At 68.4% G+C, this 17,004-nt stretch carries 15 protein-coding genes and 1 pseudogene; 5 read left to right on the forward strand and 11 right to left on the reverse strand.

Annotation, left to right across the window (positions count from 1 at the left end; translation table 11 throughout):
- Window positions 1–4: 4 nt before the first annotated feature.
- Genes ACPEH1_RS00615 through ACPEH1_RS00625 form a run of 3 tightly spaced genes read right to left on the reverse strand, consistent with a single transcriptional unit; the run spans window position 5 to window position 2,288 of the window.
- Window positions 5–1,330: a sensor histidine kinase gene (locus tag ACPEH1_RS00615; RefSeq protein WP_017355134.1), complete on the reverse strand. Its 1,326-nt coding sequence runs from the start codon at window positions 1,328–1,330 to the stop codon at window positions 5–7.
- Window positions 1,327–1,989: a response regulator transcription factor gene (locus tag ACPEH1_RS00620; RefSeq protein WP_017355135.1), complete on the reverse strand. Its 663-nt coding sequence runs from the start codon at window positions 1,987–1,989 to the stop codon at window positions 1,327–1,329. Before ACPEH1_RS00620 ends, ACPEH1_RS00615 begins: the two co-directional genes overlap by 4 nt.
- Entirely contained in the window at window positions 1,989–2,288 is a 300-nt protein-coding gene (locus tag ACPEH1_RS00625) for a PepSY domain-containing protein (RefSeq protein ID WP_017355136.1), read from the reverse strand. The genes ACPEH1_RS00620 and ACPEH1_RS00625 overlap by 1 nt, the downstream gene beginning before the upstream one ends.
- 137 nt (window positions 2,289–2,425) lie before the next feature.
- Between ACPEH1_RS00625 and ACPEH1_RS00630 the strand changes: the two genes are divergently transcribed.
- Window positions 2,426–2,860: a PepSY domain-containing protein gene (locus tag ACPEH1_RS00630; protein ID WP_017355137.1), complete on the forward strand. Its 435-nt coding sequence runs from the start codon at window positions 2,426–2,428 to the stop codon at window positions 2,858–2,860.
- A gap of 66 nt (window positions 2,861–2,926) precedes the next feature.
- Here ACPEH1_RS00630 and ACPEH1_RS00635 read toward each other — a convergent pair whose 3' ends face one another.
- From ACPEH1_RS00635 to ACPEH1_RS00645, 3 genes are all read right to left on the reverse strand, one after another.
- A complete protein-coding gene (locus ACPEH1_RS00635; RefSeq protein WP_153165061.1) occupies window positions 2,927–3,418 on the reverse strand; it encodes a hypothetical protein in 492 nt (163 codons plus the stop codon).
- A 98-nt stretch (window positions 3,419–3,516) separates the two neighbouring features.
- Entirely contained in the window at window positions 3,517–4,728 is a 1,212-nt protein-coding gene (locus ACPEH1_RS00640; protein WP_017355139.1) for an NAD(P)/FAD-dependent oxidoreductase, read from the reverse strand.
- Window positions 4,729–4,794: 66 nt separating this feature from the next.
- Window positions 4,795–5,289 carry a lipocalin family protein gene (locus ACPEH1_RS00645; protein ID WP_423666727.1) on the reverse strand — a complete coding sequence of 165 codons (495 nt, stop codon included), beginning with the start codon at window positions 5,287–5,289 and terminating at the stop codon, window positions 4,795–4,797.
- A 163-nt stretch (window positions 5,290–5,452) separates the two neighbouring features.
- On the opposite strand from ACPEH1_RS00645, the gene ACPEH1_RS00650 reads away from it, so the two are divergent.
- Together ACPEH1_RS00650 and ACPEH1_RS00655 are read left to right on the forward strand one after the other, a co-directional pair.
- Window positions 5,453–5,701, forward strand: a complete 249-nt coding sequence (locus tag ACPEH1_RS00650; protein WP_017355141.1) for a hypothetical protein — start codon at window positions 5,453–5,455, stop codon at window positions 5,699–5,701.
- Window positions 5,702–5,784: 83 nt separating this feature from the next.
- A complete protein-coding gene (locus ACPEH1_RS00655) occupies window positions 5,785–8,202 on the forward strand; it encodes a mechanosensitive ion channel family protein (RefSeq protein WP_017355142.1) in 2,418 nt (805 codons plus the stop codon).
- Window positions 8,203–8,245: 43 nt separating this feature from the next.
- Here the strand turns inward: ACPEH1_RS00655 and ACPEH1_RS00660 are convergent, their stop codons facing one another.
- Together ACPEH1_RS00660 and ACPEH1_RS00665 are read right to left on the reverse strand one after the other, a co-directional pair.
- Window positions 8,246–10,354: a phosphoglycerol transferase I gene (locus ACPEH1_RS00660; protein ID WP_166473531.1), complete on the reverse strand. Its 2,109-nt coding sequence runs from the start codon at window positions 10,352–10,354 to the stop codon at window positions 8,246–8,248.
- A gap of 262 nt (window positions 10,355–10,616) precedes the next feature.
- Window positions 10,617–12,263, reverse strand: a pseudogene (locus ACPEH1_RS00665) (ABC1 kinase family protein); the annotation flags it as partial.
- A 176-nt stretch (window positions 12,264–12,439) separates the two neighbouring features.
- On the opposite strand from ACPEH1_RS00665, the gene ACPEH1_RS00670 reads away from it, so the two are divergent.
- The gene (locus tag ACPEH1_RS00670) at window positions 12,440–13,378 is read left to right on the forward strand and encodes a DUF808 domain-containing protein (protein ID WP_017355145.1); all 939 of its coding nucleotides are present in this window, start codon (window positions 12,440–12,442) and stop codon (window positions 13,376–13,378) included.
- A 28-nt stretch (window positions 13,379–13,406) separates the two neighbouring features.
- On the opposite strand, the gene ACPEH1_RS00675 is transcribed toward ACPEH1_RS00670, so the two are convergent.
- The 3 genes from ACPEH1_RS00675 to ACPEH1_RS00685 are packed head-to-tail and all read right to left on the reverse strand — an operon-like array spanning window position 13,407 to window position 16,199.
- Window positions 13,407–14,060 carry a hypothetical protein gene (locus ACPEH1_RS00675; protein WP_017355146.1) on the reverse strand — a complete coding sequence of 218 codons (654 nt, stop codon included), beginning with the start codon at window positions 14,058–14,060 and terminating at the stop codon, window positions 13,407–13,409.
- A gap of 10 nt (window positions 14,061–14,070) precedes the next feature.
- Window positions 14,071–14,586: a sigma-70 family RNA polymerase sigma factor gene (locus ACPEH1_RS00680; protein WP_017355147.1), complete on the reverse strand. Its 516-nt coding sequence runs from the start codon at window positions 14,584–14,586 to the stop codon at window positions 14,071–14,073.
- A gap of 50 nt (window positions 14,587–14,636) precedes the next feature.
- Window positions 14,637–16,199 carry a GGDEF domain-containing protein gene (locus ACPEH1_RS00685; RefSeq protein WP_423715063.1) on the reverse strand — a complete coding sequence of 521 codons (1,563 nt, stop codon included), beginning with the start codon at window positions 16,197–16,199 and terminating at the stop codon, window positions 14,637–14,639.
- 147 nt (window positions 16,200–16,346) lie between these two features.
- Here ACPEH1_RS00685 and ACPEH1_RS00690 point away from each other — a divergent pair, with 147 nt between their 5' ends.
- Window positions 16,347–16,988 (forward strand): NAD-dependent dehydratase, encoded by a 642-nt coding sequence (locus ACPEH1_RS00690; protein ID WP_312710258.1) that lies wholly within the window; start codon window positions 16,347–16,349, stop codon window positions 16,986–16,988.
- The last annotated feature ends 16 nt before the right edge of the window (window positions 16,989–17,004 follow it).

Consider the following 17,004-nt stretch of genomic DNA (forward strand, 5'->3'; position numbering starts at 1 on the left):
TCGCTCAGCCTGCGGGCAGTGTCAACGTCGCGCGCAGGCCGGGATGTCCATTGCGCAGTACCAGCGTACCGCCGTAGCTCTCGGCGATATCGGCCACGATCGCCAGGCCCAGTCCGCTGCCGGGCATGCGTTCGTCCAGACGCACGCCACGGCCGAGCGCGCGCGCCAGATCGTCCTCGGGCAGGCCGCTGCCGTCGTCGTTCACGTCGATGCGCATGCGGTTGCCGATGTGCGCCACGGTCACCTCCACCCGATGCGCGGCCCATTTGCCGGCGTTGTCGAGCAGGTTGCCGAGCATTTCCTCCAGATCTTCGCGCGCGCCGGCGAACAGCCCCTGCGCGTCCGGATCGTAGTGGAAGGACACCTCGCGCCCGACGTGCACGCGCTGCATCAGCCCGCACAGGCTGGCCAGCACCGGCGCCACCGGCGTCCGCTGCTGGCTGTCCGCACCGATGCCGGCGGCCAGGTAGCGCTCGATGCTGGCCTGCATCCGCGCGGTTTCGCTGCGCAGGGTCTGCCGCCAGTCGCTGCCCTCGCTTTCGGCCTCGGTGGCGAGCACGGTCAACGGGGTCTTCAGGGCGTGGGCAAGATCCTCGGCACTGCGGCGCGCGCGCAGCACCATGCGTGCATGGTGGTCGAGCAGATCGTTGAGCTGCGCCGCCAGCGGGGCGACTTCCTTGACCAGACCCTGCTGCGGGAAGCGCACCTGTTCGCCGTTGCGCACCTGCCCGGCAATGCGGCCGAGCTCGGACAGCGGGCGCAGGCCGTAGTGCACCTGGGTGACCAGCACCGCGAACCACAGGGCGATCAGCACGGCCAGGGCCAGCGCGGTGCGCTTGCGGAACGCGCTGACCTGGGCGTCGAGTTCACTGCGGTCGGTGGCCACCACCACCTGCAGCGGTGTCGACATGCGCGGCAATGTCACCTGCTGCGCCAGGGCGCGCAGCGGCTGCTGCAGCGGCCCGGTGGTGTCGTAGGCCTGCGCTGGGCCGGTCCGCAGCGTGGCGGGTGTCAGCAGGGTGTCGTCCCACAGCGAACGCGACTGGCCCAGCGGCTGGCCCTTGGCATCCTGCACCTGCCAGTAGGTGCCGGAGAACACCCGCTGGTAGCGCTCGTCCGACAATGCCCGGCGCAGCTGCAGGCCGCCCTGCGCGTCGCTTTCGGCCAGTGCCAGCACCGCGATCAGTTCGTTGCCCAGGCGCTGGTCCATCGCTGCGCGCGCCGAGCGCTCGAACATCGCGCCCAGCCACCAGGTGGCCACGGCCGAAACCAGAATCAACCCCAGTCCGCCGGCGAGCAGCAGGCGGGTGCGCAGCGAGCCGCTGGTCATGGCGCGGCCGACAGCCGGAACCCCTGCCCGCGGTGGGTGTGGATCAGCTCGGCGCCGAGCTTGCGGCGGATCCGCCCGATCAGCACGTCCAGCGTGTTCGAATCGGGGTCGAAGCCCGCGTCGTAGACGTGTTCGCCCAGGCGCGACCGGCTGATCACGATGTCCGGGTGATGCATGAAGTAGCTGAGGATGCGGTGCTCCTGCGGGCTCAGGTGCAGCAGCTCGCCGCCCAGCTCGAAGCGGCCGGCATTGACGTCCAGCAGCAGCGGCCCGCACTGCAGGCGCGGGCTTGCGTGGCCGGCGCTGCGGCGGATCAGGGCGCGCAGGCGCAGCAGCAGCTCTTCGGGTTGGAACGGTTTGGTCAGGTAGTCATCGGCGCCGGCGTCGAAACCGGCCAGCTTGTCGTGCCAGCGGGCCCGCGCGGTCAGTACCAGCACCGGGAACCCCTGGCCGGCCTGGCGCCAGCGCTCGATCACGCTCAGGCCATCCAGGCCGGGCAGACCGAGATCGACCACCGCCGCGGCAATGTCCTCGATCTGCCCCAGTTCTTCCACCGCGCGGCCCTCGGCGCTGTGCAGGACGACGTAACCGGCGTCCTCCAGCAAACGCTGCAGGCGGCTGGCGAGCAGGGCGTCGTCCTCGGCAAGCAGGATCCGCATCAGTCTTCTTCCATCTTCAGCAGGCGCCCGCTGCGGGCATCATAGTCGAGCTCCATCACCACGCCGCTGGGACCGAGAATCTCGATCTCGTAGCGGTCATCGTCCAGCTCCACCTCCACCAGCGTGCCCGGATAGCGGCGCATCGCGTCGGCGACGACCTGCTCCAGGGGCACATACCGGCCCTGGCGGACCGCCTGGCGTACCGCGTCCTGCTGGCGCGCGCCGCCGTCGAGCACCCGTGCGGGGTCCTGCGGGGCGATACCAAGCAACAGCGGCAACAGCAGCGGGAGGGCGGACATGGTCAATGATCGTGGGCGGATGCATACGGTATACGGTGCACGTCTAAACGCTGCCTAACAACCGGCCTCATGGTGCGGTTAGGCCCGCTTGCCAGACTGGCGGTGCCGGAATCGCCCGGCCACCCCTGGAGCCTCCCATGAACATTCCGATGCTGACTGCCGCCCTGACGGCGGCGCTGTTCTCCGCCCCGGCTTTCGCCGCCGATCTGACCGCTGCCGATGTGCAGGCCAAGCTGCGTGCGGCCGGCTACACGCAGGTGCATGAGCTGGATCGCGAGGACGGCGTGTGGGAAGCCGACGTCACCCGCGCCGATGGCACCGTCGACGACGTGATCGTCGATCCGTCCAATGGCGAGATTTTCGATGCCCGCGGCGGGCGCCCCGTGCTCGATGCCGGGCAGATCCTGGCGCTGGCCGGCAAGGCCGGTTTCCGGAAGATCGAGTCGTTCGAACGCGACGGCGCCACCTGGACGCTGGACGCCCGCAATGCCCGCGACCAGCGCGTGGAGGTGCGCATGAGCGGTTACGACGGCCGCGTGCTGTCGAGCCGTCGCGACCGCTGGTGGGACTGACCGCGCACGGCGGAAACGAGAACGGCCGGGGTGCCCCGGCCGTGGATGCTGGTGTCGCTGGCCGGCTTACCAGCCGATCGGCGGCGGGTCCCAGTAGCCCGGGCCACGCCCGTAGCCATACCCGCCATACGGACCGAAGAAGCCCGGCCCCTTGCCTTCGCTGACCTGGATGTTGACATTGACCCCGCGGGTCTTGCCTTCATCGTTGGTGTAGTTCTTGCTGAGGTTGAGTTCGGCGGCGTTGAAATGCGTGTTGCCGTAGTTCTTCGCGTAGCCGATCCCGGTGGTGAAGCTGCCGTTGATGCGCAGCTTGTCGTCGGTGACCTCGGCGATGCCGTTGCCGGCGCGCTCGCTGACCCGGCGGCCGCTCTTGTCACCGTAGAAGGTGCCCGGCGGATCGCCGCGCAGCGACGGGTCGCCCAGATACTGCAGCGGCTGGTCGGGGATGGTCAGGTCCAGGCCGGTGGCCGACTGGGGGCCGGTGGCGCCTGCAGCGGACTGGGCCAACGCCACACCGGGCATGGACAGGCACAGCAGCAGGGCAAGCAGGCGGATCATGGGAAGCTCCGGGGCGGACAGGCGGGACGGCCGACAGCGCTGACGCTAGCAGCCGATTCTTGAATGATGCCTGTCATGCCGCCAGTTGCAAGGGGAACTCAGCCGAGGCGGTCGAATCCGAACAGCGCCGCCAGTGGATGCCCCCGGCGTTCGATCCGGGCCCGCAGCAGCCCGGCGCCGATCATCGAGTAGGTAATGCCGTTGCCGCCGTAAGCCATCGCGAACTGCACGCGCGGCCCCCACTGTTCATGCGGACCGAAGAACGGCAATCCGTCGGCGGTCTCGGCGAAGGTCCCGGCCCATGAGAATGCCGGCGTGGGGGCGAGCCGGGGGAACCAGTCCAGCAGCTGCTTCATGAGCTTGTCTGCCTTGCCTTCCACCCGCCGGTCGCGCCGTGCCGGAATGTCGATGGCATCGTCCAGCCCGCCCACCAGCAGGCGGCGGTCGCCGGTGGCACGCAGGTACAGATAGGGGCGTGCGCTTTCCCACACCATCGTGCGCTGCAGGGGACCCAGCACCGCGGCATCGACAGGATCGGTGATGAAGGCATAGCTGCTGCGGTTGCGTGCGACGCGCTGCCTGATCCAGCGCTGGTTGGCGTATCCCATCGCCAGCACCACATGGCCCGCGCGGATCGTCGCCCCGGATTCGGTCTGGGCCGTGACGCCCCGCGTGCCCGGCGTCAGCGTGTGCAGGACCGTGCGATCGTGAATGTGACCGCCGCGCCGGCGCACCCGCTTCAGCAGTCCATAGGTGAGGCAGTACGGGTCGACCCGCGCCGCCTGCCGGGTCAGCAATGCGCCGCCGGCATCCACATCGAAGCGCTCCGCCAGCGCCTCCGGGCCGAGCCAGCGGGCGTCCAGGCCGGCACTGCGACGTGCCTGGCCCTCAGCCATCAGGCGGGGTACGTCGCGGCGGCGACTGGCCAGGTACAGGCTGTCCATGCGCCGGAAGTCCACGTCCTTCAGGCCGCGCGCCACGTCGCCCAGTGCCGGGATCGCCTCGGCACAGGCGCGGTAGGCCAGCGTCGCCGCCTCGTGACCATAGCGCTCGGCCAGTTCCAGCAGATGGGTGTCGATCTCGTACTGCAGCAGCGCGGTGCTGGCGGCGGTGCTGCCCCAGCCGATGTCGCGCTGCTCGATCAGGGCGACCTCATGGCCGTGCCCTGACAGCTCATCGGCGATCAGCGCGCCGGTGATGCCGCCGCCGACCACCAGCACATCGCAGCGCAGGTCGCGCTCCAGCGGGGGAAATGCCTGGATCAGTCCGTTGCGTACAGCCCACCAGGGATAACCACTTTTCAGATCCATGCGCTGCCTTTTGCAGAGTTGGTTTCATCCATGTCGGCTGGCTGAGCGTCCACGCCTGCCAGCCCATCAGGCGGTGGGATGGCCGGTGTGCGGCGTGTGGATCAGGTCGGTGAGGTCGAAGCCCTGTTGACGTGCACAGGCCAGGTAATGGTCCTGCACGGTGCGGTCCAGCGTCGGCGTGCGCGAGAGCAGCCAGAGGAACTTGCGGTCCGGGCTGCCAACCAGCGACACGCTGTAGTCCGGGGCGATCTGGATCACCCAGTAGTCGCCCTTGGTGAATGGCAGCCAGCGCAGGCCCTTGGGCAGGAAACTGACCGCCAGCCGCGCGCTGTCGTCACCGGTCACGCTCGCCTCGCCGATGGCTTCCTCGACCTCACCATCCATCCGGCACCGATTGCGTACCTGCACGTTGCCGTTGTCCTGCAGCGTGTAATGCGCCGAGACGTCGGTGCAGCCCTCCGGCTCGTGCCGCATCGGCAATCGCGCGATTTCGTACCAGGTGCCCAGGTAGCGCGGCAGTTTCAGGTGGGGCACGGTCTTGAGGTCGTCGGAGGTGTTCATCGCGGCCAGAGAAGGGAAGAGGCCTCCACGATGCCCACGCCACCGCCACGGGCGGGTGAAGCCCGGGCGAGCGGGGCGTCGAGACAGTGCGTTGTCGCGGTGGGGTGCTGCGGCCTGGGGGGCGGCGCTATGCTGTGGATGGACCAGAGCGAGGGAGGTGCGGATGTATCAGGTGATTCTGCTCACGAGCGACAGCGGCTTCGTACGCGACCGCTGGGATACGGTGGACGACGTGGTCGAGCACCAGGGCATCAGCTATTCGCTGCGCGCCGGGCCGCGCCAGCCGCTGCCCACCGACCACGCCTGGGACCCGATCGCGGTGTACGCCCCGGAAGAGATCACCGAAGAGGAATTCCAGGACTGGTACGCCCGTCTGCAGCCGCAGGTGGAAGAGCTCCGGCTGAAGTACTGAGCCGCGCATACCCGGTCTGAACGACGCCGGGTTTATAGTTCGCGCAGGCGCGGTGGTCCGCGCGAAGCCCGTGGTGCGCCGGTTTGTCTTCCCGTTTCCCTTCTTTCCTGTCGCGGCCACTGGCGTGGTTGCTGCTGCTGGTCTGGCTCGGCATGGCGCCGGTGGCGCTGGCCCAGAACGACGACCCGGCCGAGCCCGACCCGATCGCGCAGCTGGCGCAGGCCGACAAGGACCTCAAGCAGATCCAGGCGTCGCTGGACGACGGCGATACCCTGGACACCCTCAAGACGCTGTCCGACCGCGCACTGGCGGTACAGCGTGATGCGAAGGCGGCGCGCGACGCGCTCGATCCGCAGCTCAAGCAGGTAGACGGACGGCTGGCGCAGCTGGGCGAGGTGCCCGAAGGGGCGACCGAAGCGCGCGACATCGCCCAGCAGCGCAAGGCCATGACCCAGCAGCGCGCCGATGTCGCCTCGGCCATCGCACGGGCCAACCTGCTTGCCGACAACGCCAAACAGCTGAGCGCGGACATCGAAAAGATGCGCGTGACCCAGTTCAGCGAGGAACTGGCGCGCAAGGTCAATTCACCGCTGTCGCCTTCGCTGTGGCGGCAGTTCGCCACCCATGTGCCGGCCGACATCCACCGTCTGGTGCTGCTGTACCGGCAGGGTGAGACCACCGCGCGCAAAGCCATCGCCCGGCACGGCTGGAGCGCACCGCTGACGGGGCTGGTGCTGGCGCTGCTGATGTTCTTCCCGCTGCGCCTGTGGTTGCGCGCGCTGGGCCGCCGCTATGCCGCGTCCGAGCGGGCGCCGGATGGCCGCCTGCGCCGCTCCGGGCTGGCGGTGTGGCTGCTGGCGGTGGGAACGCTGCTGCCGGGGTTCGCGGCAGTGGTGCTGGTGGCCTCGCTCGAGTCGATCGGCGCGATTCCGCCGCGCCTGCAGCAGTTGGCGCTGCACTTCCAGGTCGCCACCTTCGTTGCCGCCTTCATCACCGCGCTGAGCGCCTGCCTGCTGGTGCCCAAGCGACCCTCATGGCGGTTGTTGGCGCTCGACGACAGCGCCGCGTGGCGCCTGCGCAAGTACGCCTGGGGCGCGGCAGGGCTCACCTTCATCGGCATTCTGCTGGTGGAGATCAACCGCGCCTCGCGCACCAGCGAGATCACCACCGTTGCGGTGGATGGGCTGGTGGCCATCACCTACATGGCGCTGATCATCGCCATCCTGGTGTCGCTGGCGCGGTTGCACCGCCGCCAGGCCGCCGAGGCGGCCGCCAAGCTGGACGCGCAGGAAGGCGACGGCAAGCCCAAGGGCGTGCCGCGCCGGAGCGGCTGGATCGTGCTGGCGCGCGTGGCCGGGCATGTGGTGGTGGCCGCGGCCGTCATCGCGACCCTGCTGGGCTACCTCAACTTCGCGCTGTTCGTGGCCCAGCAGCTGGTCTGGGGGGCGGTGGTGCTGCTGGCGGCCTCGCTCCTGCTGAAATTCGCCGACGACCTGGCCACCACGATGCTCTCGCCCAACAGCCGGGTCGGGCAGACCATCGTACTGACCACCGGGCTGAGCGGTGCCCGGGTGGAGCAGGCCGGCGTGCTGCTCTCGGCGGTGCTGCGTATCGGCGTGATTCTGCTGGCGGTCCTCGCGCTGGCGGTGCCGTTCGGCAACCTCAATGCGTTCTACGGCGGGCTGGATGCGCTGTCGGGCGGATTGAAGATCGGTGAAACCACGCTCAAGCCCAGCAGCGTGGTATATGCGCTGCTGGTGTTCCTGGTGGTGTGGGCGGTCATGCAGGCGTTCCAGCGCTGGCTCACCGAGACCTACCTGCCGAAGACCGAGCTGGATGCCGGCGCGCGCAATTCCATCAGCACCGTCACCCGCTACCTCGGCATCATCGCCGCGGTGCTGTGGGGGCTGACCGCGCTGGGCATCGGGTTCGAGAAGCTGGCGCTGGTGGTCAGCGCGCTGTCGGTGGGCATCGGCTTCGGTCTGCAGGCGATCACCCAGAACTTCGTTTCGGGCCTGATCCTGCTGGCCGAGCGGCCGGTCAAGATCGGCGACTGGGTCAAGCTGGGCGACCAGGAAGGCGACATCAAGCGCATCAGCGTGCGCTCGACCGAAATCCAGGTCGGCGACAAATCCACCCTGATCGTGCCCAACTCGGAACTGATCACCAAGACCATCCGCAACATGACGATGGGCAATGCGCAGGGGCGCATCCAGATCCAGTTCTCGGTACCGCTGAGCACCGATGTGGCTGCAGTGCGGCAGATCCTGCTGGATACCTATGCCGCCCACGTGGCGGTCCTCGCCGATCCGGCGCCGTCGGTGTTCATCGATTCGATCGCCAACGGCCAGATCGCGATCAACAGTTTCGCCTACGTCTCCGGCCCGCGCGCGGTGTACGGCGTCCGCAGCGACCTGTACTTCAACATGCTGCAGAGCTTCGCCGCCGCCGGCATCGCGTTGTCCTCGCCGACGGACATCCACCTGGTCCGCGACCGGTAATGCCGGTCGCTGGCCGGCAACTTCCCACCGTCGCCGGGGTCCGTCAGCCGCGGTTGCCGCGGCGCGACGGCACCAGCGCGAAGGTATCCACGGCGAGCTTCTCGGCGTGGTTCAACCAGGCGCGGATCTCCAGGTCGTCCACTTCGTGATCCAGCCCGAACGGCACGTTGATACGGCCATCGGCATCGGGCTGCACCCACTGCTGGGCGACCACCACCTTGCGCTGCGATGACACCGCCTCGATCCAGAAGCCGCGGTCGGGCGACTGCCTGGCCACCATCTGCAGCATGTACTGGCCGGCGCGGGTGCGGCGGCCCTTCTGCGTGATCATGTGCGCCTGGCGGATGCTCGGGCGCGGGCCGGTGCTCGGGTCGAGCGGACCGTCCACGGCGATCCCGGTACGCAGCTGCTCATCGCGGAACAGTTTGATGCCCTTGTCCTGGTTGACCAGCATCGCGCACCAGTCACCATCGGCCGAGCCATCTTCGAAGGCGGTGCAACGATCCACATAGGCCAGGGTGTTGGCCGGGTCGGCCAGGTCGAACTGCTTGGAGGTGTTCTCCAGGTACACCGACTTCAGGTCCCACTGCTTGTCGTATTCCAGCAGCACCGGCGGTTGCACATGCTGCAGCCCGACCACGACCTGGTTGTCATCATCGATGCGCAGCTGACGGGTCTTGTCCCCCAGCCACAGCGAGCGTGAGAACGCCAGGTAACGCGGGTAGTCCCGTCCGTTGTCGCGGAAGGCCGCCGCGCTCGCACTGGCGCGGTCTGCCCGCTTGGGATCAAGCAGCGACCGGCCGAAACCGATGGCGTTGATCTGCGGTTCGAGCAGACTCAGCAGGGTGGCACCCGAATCCAGCGTGGAGGCATCGGTGGCGGCCAGCTGGCGCGGGGCGATGTCCTTGCCGAGGAACAGCAGCAGGTTCTCGCGCGACTGCCTGGCCAGCACATGGCTGAGATCGTTGGGCATGGCCAGGTGGTCCGAGGCGATCACGATCAGCGTGTCCTCGCCATACGGGCTGGCCTGGATGCGGTCGACCAGGCGGGAGATCAGCCCATCGGTGCACTTGAGGGCGTTGAGCAGGCCGATGTTGCCGTAGTCGCTCTGGTAGCGGGTGCGCTTGCAGGCCACCGGCAGGTGCCCGGCCGGGTGATGGGTATCCATCGTGAGGGTGGTCAGCATGAACGGCTCGCCCTTGCGGGAGAGCTGCATGAAGCGGTCGTAGGCCTTGTCCAGCAGCACGTCGTCATGCACGCCCCAGGTGGAGAAGTGCGCGCGTGCGATCTTCTGCTGTTTGAACCAGGCCAGGTCGTCGACCGCATCGAAACCGTGCGTGGCCAGGAACTGGCCCTTGCCGGCGAACTGGCCGTTGGCGCCACCGAGATAGTGGTTGGTGTAGCCCTGCTGCTTGAGGTAGTCGCCCAGGCACACCGCCTCGGGCAGGAAGCTGCCCATGCGGCCCATGCTGTTCTCATCGCCCTGCGCGGTGGTGAGTGGTACGCCGCACATCGACGACACCAGCCCGGCGATGGTCCAGCCGCCGCCTTCGGCCGAGGCCAGCCCGCGCACGTCCAGCGACTGCGCCGCCAGGCGGTTGAGGTTGGGCATCAGGCCGGGGAAGGTGGCCTCATCCAGATAGGTGCGCTCCAGACTCTCACCGTAGATCCACACGATGTTGCGCGGCTTGCGCAGCGGCTGCTGCGGCACGCGGTACTCCGGCGCGACCATGCTGTAATCGACCGGGCGCATCTGCTGATAGAGACGCTGGCCATCGTGATACAGCGGGCTGACCAGGATCGCGCCGAACCACACCACCACGAAGCCGCCGAAGATGGCGCCGCCGTGGCCGCTGCGCTGCCAGCGGCGGATCCGCGTCATCGCCAGTGGCAGCAGGGACACCAGCGCCAGCACGATGAAGCCGGCGATGTAGCGCTTGAAGTCGGCGATGCCTGCGCCCTCCATGTCCGCACCCAGGTGATACAGGGTGGCGGCATTGAGGCCGTCGCCGGAGAGCTTGTCGATCAGCCACCACGCGCTGAGTGCCAGCATCAGCAGTGACATCAGGCCGGCTTTCCACCACACCCACGTACGTGATGCGAGCAACAGCCAGGCGAGCAGCAACAGCGACAGCAGCAGGATCCAGAGCATAGGCACATTTGGCAGCGGAGACAGGTGGTGATGGACGTCATGACGACGTGATTCCCATCCGACCGGCTGTCCAACCACATGTGCATGACAGGCCGATGACCCGATCATGCCTGCACGAACCTGACTGAAATGTTTGTTTGGAACGACAGCAGATGTCGTTTATCGCACTGCCATCTGCGATGTAAAACACGCGTGAAAACGCGCGTCGCGTGCGGGTGCGCTGTCACGTCCAGTCGGGTGCCCACCGCAGGTGGGCAACACCTCAACGATGCCCGCGTTCTTCCCTGGAACGTGCGCGACGATCGAATATCAGCGCACTGAGGATGATGCCAAGCCCGAGGAACACGCCGATCAACATCAGCGTGAATGCGATGGCCGGGTAGCCGAACAGGTGCCAGCCGGTGTCCACCTTCATCATCATTGCCGCCGCCAGGATCAGTGCGGCGGTGACGATGCCGGCAGAGACCCGGTTGGCGATTTTCTGCAGGTTCTCCATCAACCGCGATTCTTCCAGCCCCGTCACTTTCATCTGCAGGCGGTTCTCGGCCAGCAGGGCGAGAATGTCGGTCATCTTGCGGGGGCCGTCGCGCAGCAGCTGCTGCAGCTCCATCGCCTCGCTGGCCAGGTTGGCCGCCGACAGCGACTTCTTCAGGCGTGCGCGCATCACGTGCTGCAGCTGGCGCTCGACGATGCGGCGTGTATCCAGATCCGGGGACAACAGCCGGCACACGGTTTCCAGGTTGAGCAGCGCCTTGCCGAGCAGGCTCAGTTCGGGCGGTGTGCGCAGGCCGCTGGCGGTGGCGATGCGGACCAGGTCGAGCACCACACGGCCTTCGGAGAAGCTGCTGTTGGCGGCGTAGCGGGCGATCACCTGGCCGGTTTCGCGCAGGTAGCGCTCTTCATCGAACGACTCCAGCCGCGTGCTGATGCCGATGATCTCGTCGGCCACTTCTTCACCGCGACCGTCGACCGCAGCAAACAGCAGCTTCAGCAGCCGCTCGCGCAGCCGCGGCGGCATGTGCGCCACCATGCCCAGGTCGAAGATGGCCAGACGTCCCTCCGGCGTAACGCGCAGGTTGCCTGGATGTGGATCGGCGTGGATCTCCCCATGCACGAAGATCTGGTCGACATAGCCGCGGATCAGCGCCGCCGCCAGCGGTGCCATCGGTTGTTCGGTCCGGCGCACATCAGGAATCATGTCCACGCGCACGCCCTGGGCCAGCTCCATCGTCAGCACGCGATGGCTGCAGTAGTCCCAGATCGGCTGTGGCACCCACAACGGTTTGAACGGACGCAGATGCTGGCCAAAGCGCTGCAGGTTCTCCGCTTCGGCCTGGTAGTCCAGTTCCTGCATCAGGGTCTTGGCAAACTCGTTGAGCCAGTCGCGAAGGCGCACCCGGCGCCCGACCTGGGTGAGATGATCGGCGGCCAGCGCGAAGCTGCGCAGCACCTCCAGGTCCGAGCGGAGCTGCGCGGCCACTTCCGGCTTCTGCACCTTGACCGCCACCTCGCGCCCGTCATGCAGCGCGGCGCGGTGCACCTGCGCGATCGAGGCACACCCCAGCGGCACCGGGTCGAATGAGGAAAACAGTTTGGACACCGAGGCGCCCAGTTCCTGCTCGATGATCGCGTAGATGCGCTCCACCGGGATCGGGGCGACCTTCTCCTGCATCCGCTCCAGTGCGGTGGCGAACTCCACCGGCACCATGTCGGGCCGGGTGGAGAGCATCTGGCCGAGCTTGACGAAGGTGGGGCCCAGCGCCTCCAGATCGGTCACGAACTGCTCCGGATTGCCTTCGGGCGGCAGGTCGTGCACGGCGCGGGCATCCAGGTTCATGCCCGAGAACACGCCGGAATGGCGGTAGCGAAGCAGCAGCCGCAGGATCTGGCTGCGGCGGCTCATGCCCTTTACCAGCGAGGGCGAACCGGGGGCGACAGGTGGCGTATTCAAGCAGGACTCCGGCAACGGCGATCCACCGCAGTGTGGCCGGGTCCCGGTGGTGGAGCGGTGAATCCGGCGGCATCTACCGCGAGCGGGGCTGGATAAGTCAGAATCGGCGCTTCGATCGATCCTTTGGAAGCCTCATGGCCGGTGCCAGTCTGTTCGCGTTGCTCGATGACATTGCGTCCCTGCTGGACGACGTGTCGGTGCTGACCAAGGTGGCGGCCAAGAAAACCGCCGGTGTGCTGGGCGACGATCTGGCGCTGAACGCGCAGCAGGTCACCGGCGTCAATGCCAACCGCGAACTGCCGGTGGTGTGGGCGGTGGCCAAGGGCTCGCTGGTCAACAAGGCGATCCTGGTGCCGGCCGCGCTGGCCATCAGCGCGCTGGAAGCCTGGCTGCGCGGCAAGGGCTTCCCGGTCCCGATCGTGGTGCCGCTGATGATGATCGGCGGCGCGTTCCTGTGCTTTGAAGGCGTGGAGAAGCTGGCGCACCGCTTTCTGCATTCCAAGGAAGAGGATGAGCAGAAGAAGGCCGAGCGGGTGAAGGCGCTGGCCGACGAGAAGGTGGACATGGTGGCGTGGGAGAACGACAAGGTGAAGGGCGCGATCCGCACCGACTTCATTCTCTCGGCCGAGATCATCGTGCTGTCGCTGGGCGTGGTCTCCGCTGCGCCGTTCCTCAACCAGGTGACCGCACTGGTGGTCATCGCGCTGGCGATGACCGTGTTCGTCTATGGCCTGGTGGCCGGCATTGTGAAGCTGGACGACCTCGGTCTGTACCTGTCGCGAAAGGGCGCGGCGCTGGCCGCGTTCGGCCGTGGCCTGCTGGTCGCTGCGCCGTGGCTGATGAAGTTCCTCTCGGTCGCCGGCACCGCCGCGATGTTCCTGGTGGGTGGCGGCATTCTGGTGCACAACGTGCCGGCGCTGCACCACCTGGTGCTGTCGCTCGGTGGCGAGGGCCAGTGGGGCTGGCTGGTCAACGCGCTGGGCAACATGGTCGTTGGCGTGATCGCCGGTGCGATCGTGCTGGCTGCAGTCACCGCCGTCCAGAAGCTGCGCGGCAGGCACGCCGCGCACTGATCCCCGCAGCGCGGGGTGGAACCCGGCGCTACGACCAGTCGCGCAGTCCGTCCAGCTCGGCGCGTGCCTGTGCCAATCGGCGCCCGGAAAGGGCGTCAACCGCGCGCTGCAGGCGAGGTGACTGGGGATCGCGGGCGAACCAGCGCCGCGCCAGAAGCAGCAGCGCCACCATCAGCGCCGTGCCGGCCACCAGTGACACCAGCAGCCAGCGCGCGGCATACACCGCCAGGTCCACGCCCCAGGCCTGCCAGGCCAGCAGTACCGGCACCGCCAGCCACAACCAGCACCAGGGCAGCCCCAGCAGCAGCTCGCCGAAGGCGGTGTGCATGCGCAGCGACGCCAGCACGCGCGACTGCTCCACCACGGGCTGGTCGGGCTGCAGTTGCCGGCGCAGGTGCAGCCGCGCGGCGCTGGCGATGATCACCGCCACGCTGTAGGCATGCAGCGCGAGCGCGCTGACCATCACCGCCAGCGGCGGCTGCTGCCACCACACGCTGCCGCAGTAGATCGCCAGCGCCAGCCAGAACAGCAGCTGCACGACCTGCAGTGTCCCGAAGGCCGACAGCTGGCGCTGCACGGCGTGCTGCCGGTGGCGGCGCCAGGCATCCATCGCGGCGGGGCCCTCGTTGCCGTCGGTGCCGGCGTACTGCTGCCAGAGATGCTGGAGCGGGTCGTTGTGCATGGTGGTGCCCTCAGAGAGTGGGGTCGAACCGCGCCCGCAGCTGCTGGCGCAGGCGGTGCAGGCGGGTGGAGACATTGGCGCTGCTGATGCCCAGGATCTCGGCGATCTGGCGGTGGTCGTGGTCATCCAGGTGCAGCAGCATCAGCGCCCGGTCCAGGGGCGGCAGCGCCCGGATCGCCGCCTCCAGCTGCCGCAGCGTCTGCCGGTGTTCAGCCGGCACACCGTCGTCGGCGGCCAATGCCGCCTCGTCCAGCACCGCGTGGTGGCGCTGGCGCAGCTGCCGGCGGCGCAACTGCGAGATGGCCACGTTCAACGCCACCCGGTACAGCCAGGTGGAGAAGCGGGCGCGCGCCGGATCGAAGCTGTCGAAAGCATCCCAGGCCTGCACGCTGATGTCCTGGATCAGGTCCAGCCGGTCCTCGTGGTGGGCGCAGTAGCCGCGGGCGATCTTCAGCACGATGCCGCGGTGCTGGGCCAGCAACGCGGCGAACTGGGCGCGGGGATCGGCAGGGGCGGTGGCAGTCATGTCCATACCCGGATGATTCGCAGGGACGCGGCCGATATCACACGGTGCGCTCAGCGCGGAGGATCGGCCGCCTGCACGCGGTTCTTGCCAACCCGCTTGGCCGCATAGAGGGCCGCATCGGCCCGGCGCAGCAGCGTGTCGGCGTCCTCGCCCGGCTGCCACTGCGCGATGCCGGCGCTGAAGTGCACCGGCACCCGCTGCTGGTCCAGAGGCAGCGGGTGCTGGGCCAGCGAGCGCTGCAGGCGCAGCAGGGTGGACATGCTGTCCGCACCCGGCGTTTCCGGCAGCAGCAGCACGAACTCATCGCCGCCCAGGCGCGCGATCGCATCGCTGCTGCGCAGGTGCAGCTGGCAGACCGCGACCAGGTGCCGCAGGACCGCATCGCCGCCGGCATGGCCGTGCGTATCGTTGGTCTGGTGGAAGTCGTCCAGGTCGATCAGGGCCAGCGCCAGCGGGTGGGCCTGCCGGGCGGCCCGGGCCAGTTCGCGCTCCAGCAGTTCATCGAAGCCACGGCGGTTGAGCGCGCCGGTCAGGGGATCGGTGCGGACCAGTCCGGAAACATCGCGCAGTTCCTGCTCCAGCTCGGCGATGCGCGCTTCGGCCTGTTCGACTTCGCGGCGTGCGTTGCCCAGGTGGTCGCGTGCCTGCAGGGCCTGTTCCTGGACCCGGCCGGTGTCCTGCAGCACATCCTGAAGCAGCAGGTTGAGGTCGGCGATGCTGCGTGCTTCCTTCAATGCCAGGGCATAGCTGCTGATCCGGTCGTGGTACTCGCCGGTACTGACCGCCATGCCGTCCAGGCGTTCGATGAAGCCTCCCATCAGGTGTTTCATGGCCGCCTTGGAGTCGCTGATGCCCTGCTTGAGCAGCCCCTGCTTGTAGATCACCTCGCGCAGGTTGGCGCGCGCCTGTTCCACCGAGTCGCGGTCCAGCGGGCCACCGATCAGGGCCCGCACCGCGTGCACCTGGCCGTGCAGCCAGCTGCTGTCGTCGAGCAGCTCGCCGATGTTGTCCAGCAGCAGGTCGAACAGGCTCAGCAGCAGCTCCTGCTGCTCCTGCCAGCCATCGCTGCGCACGCCGATCTGGTGGGTGAGCTCGCGCAGGCGCTGCTCGATCGGCTGCAGCGGCTGGCCGGGATGCCAATGGCGCAGGTCGCCGGCGATGCGCGCCGGTTCGTCCTTCAGCTCGGGCATGTTCTGCAGCAGGCTGGCCACCGTGACCCCGAGCGTGTGCCGCAGCAGCTCGCGCAGGCGCAGGCTGTCGGGCTGCCCGTCCGGGCTTTCCTGCTCGATGGTGCGGATGTACTTGTCGATCAGCTGGCGCATCGCGCGGCCGTAGCTGACCCAGTCGGCGCTGCGCTGCGCCGATTGCAGGCGCAGTCCCATGTCGCCCAGCTCGCCCGGCAGCGTGGACATGCCGTGGGCAAAGGCAGCCAGCAGCGGCTCGGGCTGCTCGGCCCCGGCGAACAGGCGCTGCAGCATCGCGCTGCTGCCGCCCTTGGGACCGGCGGCAGCGACGCCGGCCTCCTCGATCACGCGGGTGTCGACCTGGCGCCGCGACAGCAGCCGGCCCACGGCGGTACCGGGGCTGGGGGGAGCGTCGTGCGGGTCGGTCATGCGCAGGTCCTTGGCGGGTTTCCGGCGCGCGGGCCGGGCGGGTGGGAGGTTGGAACAGTATCGGCGCCGGGAACGCCGGCTTGAACCCACGGACCGGGCACGGCCGGTATGCCACGATGGTAGGCAATCGGAAAGCAGGAGCGTGCGATGAAGGTGATGCTGGCAGGGGCGACCGGGCTGGTCGGCGGGCAGGTCCTGCTGCAGCTGCTGGACGATGCGCGCTGCGATGCGGTGGTAGCGCCCACGCGCCGTCCGCTGGAGCAGAGCGACCCGGTCCTGGTCAATCCGGTGGTCGATTTCGAGCGGCTGCCCGTCGACGCGGACTGGTGGGCGGTGGATGCGGTGATCTGCGCGCTGGGCACCACCATCAAGCAGGCCGGGAGCAGCGAGGCATTCGCCCGCGTCGACCACGACTATCCGCTGCAGGTGGCCACCCTGGCGCAGGCGCATGGCGCCCACGCCTTTGTGTTGAATTCGGCGATGGGCGCCGACGCAGGCTCGCGGTTCTTCTACAACCGGGTCAAAGGCCGGCTGGAACAGGACCTGCGCGGCCTGGGATATCCGTCGCTGACGCTGGTGCGCCCAGGGTTGATCGGGGGCGAGCGCGCCGAGCGGAGGGCCGGCGAACACCTGGCCAGCATCGTGCTGGGCGCACTGGGCCCGGTCCTGCCGCGAGGCTGGCGGATCAACCCGGCGCACACCATCGCCGGAGAAATGCTGGAGGCGGCGCTGTCGCCGCGTCCGGGCGTCCACGTCATCGACTCGGCGCGGCTGGCGCCGCGCCGGTAGTGTCGGGCCGGGCTGA

The sequence above is a fragment of the Stenotrophomonas sp. NPDC077421 genome, from assembly GCF_049545505.1.
Classification (GTDB): domain Bacteria; phylum Pseudomonadota; class Gammaproteobacteria; order Xanthomonadales; family Xanthomonadaceae; genus Stenotrophomonas; species Stenotrophomonas nematodicola.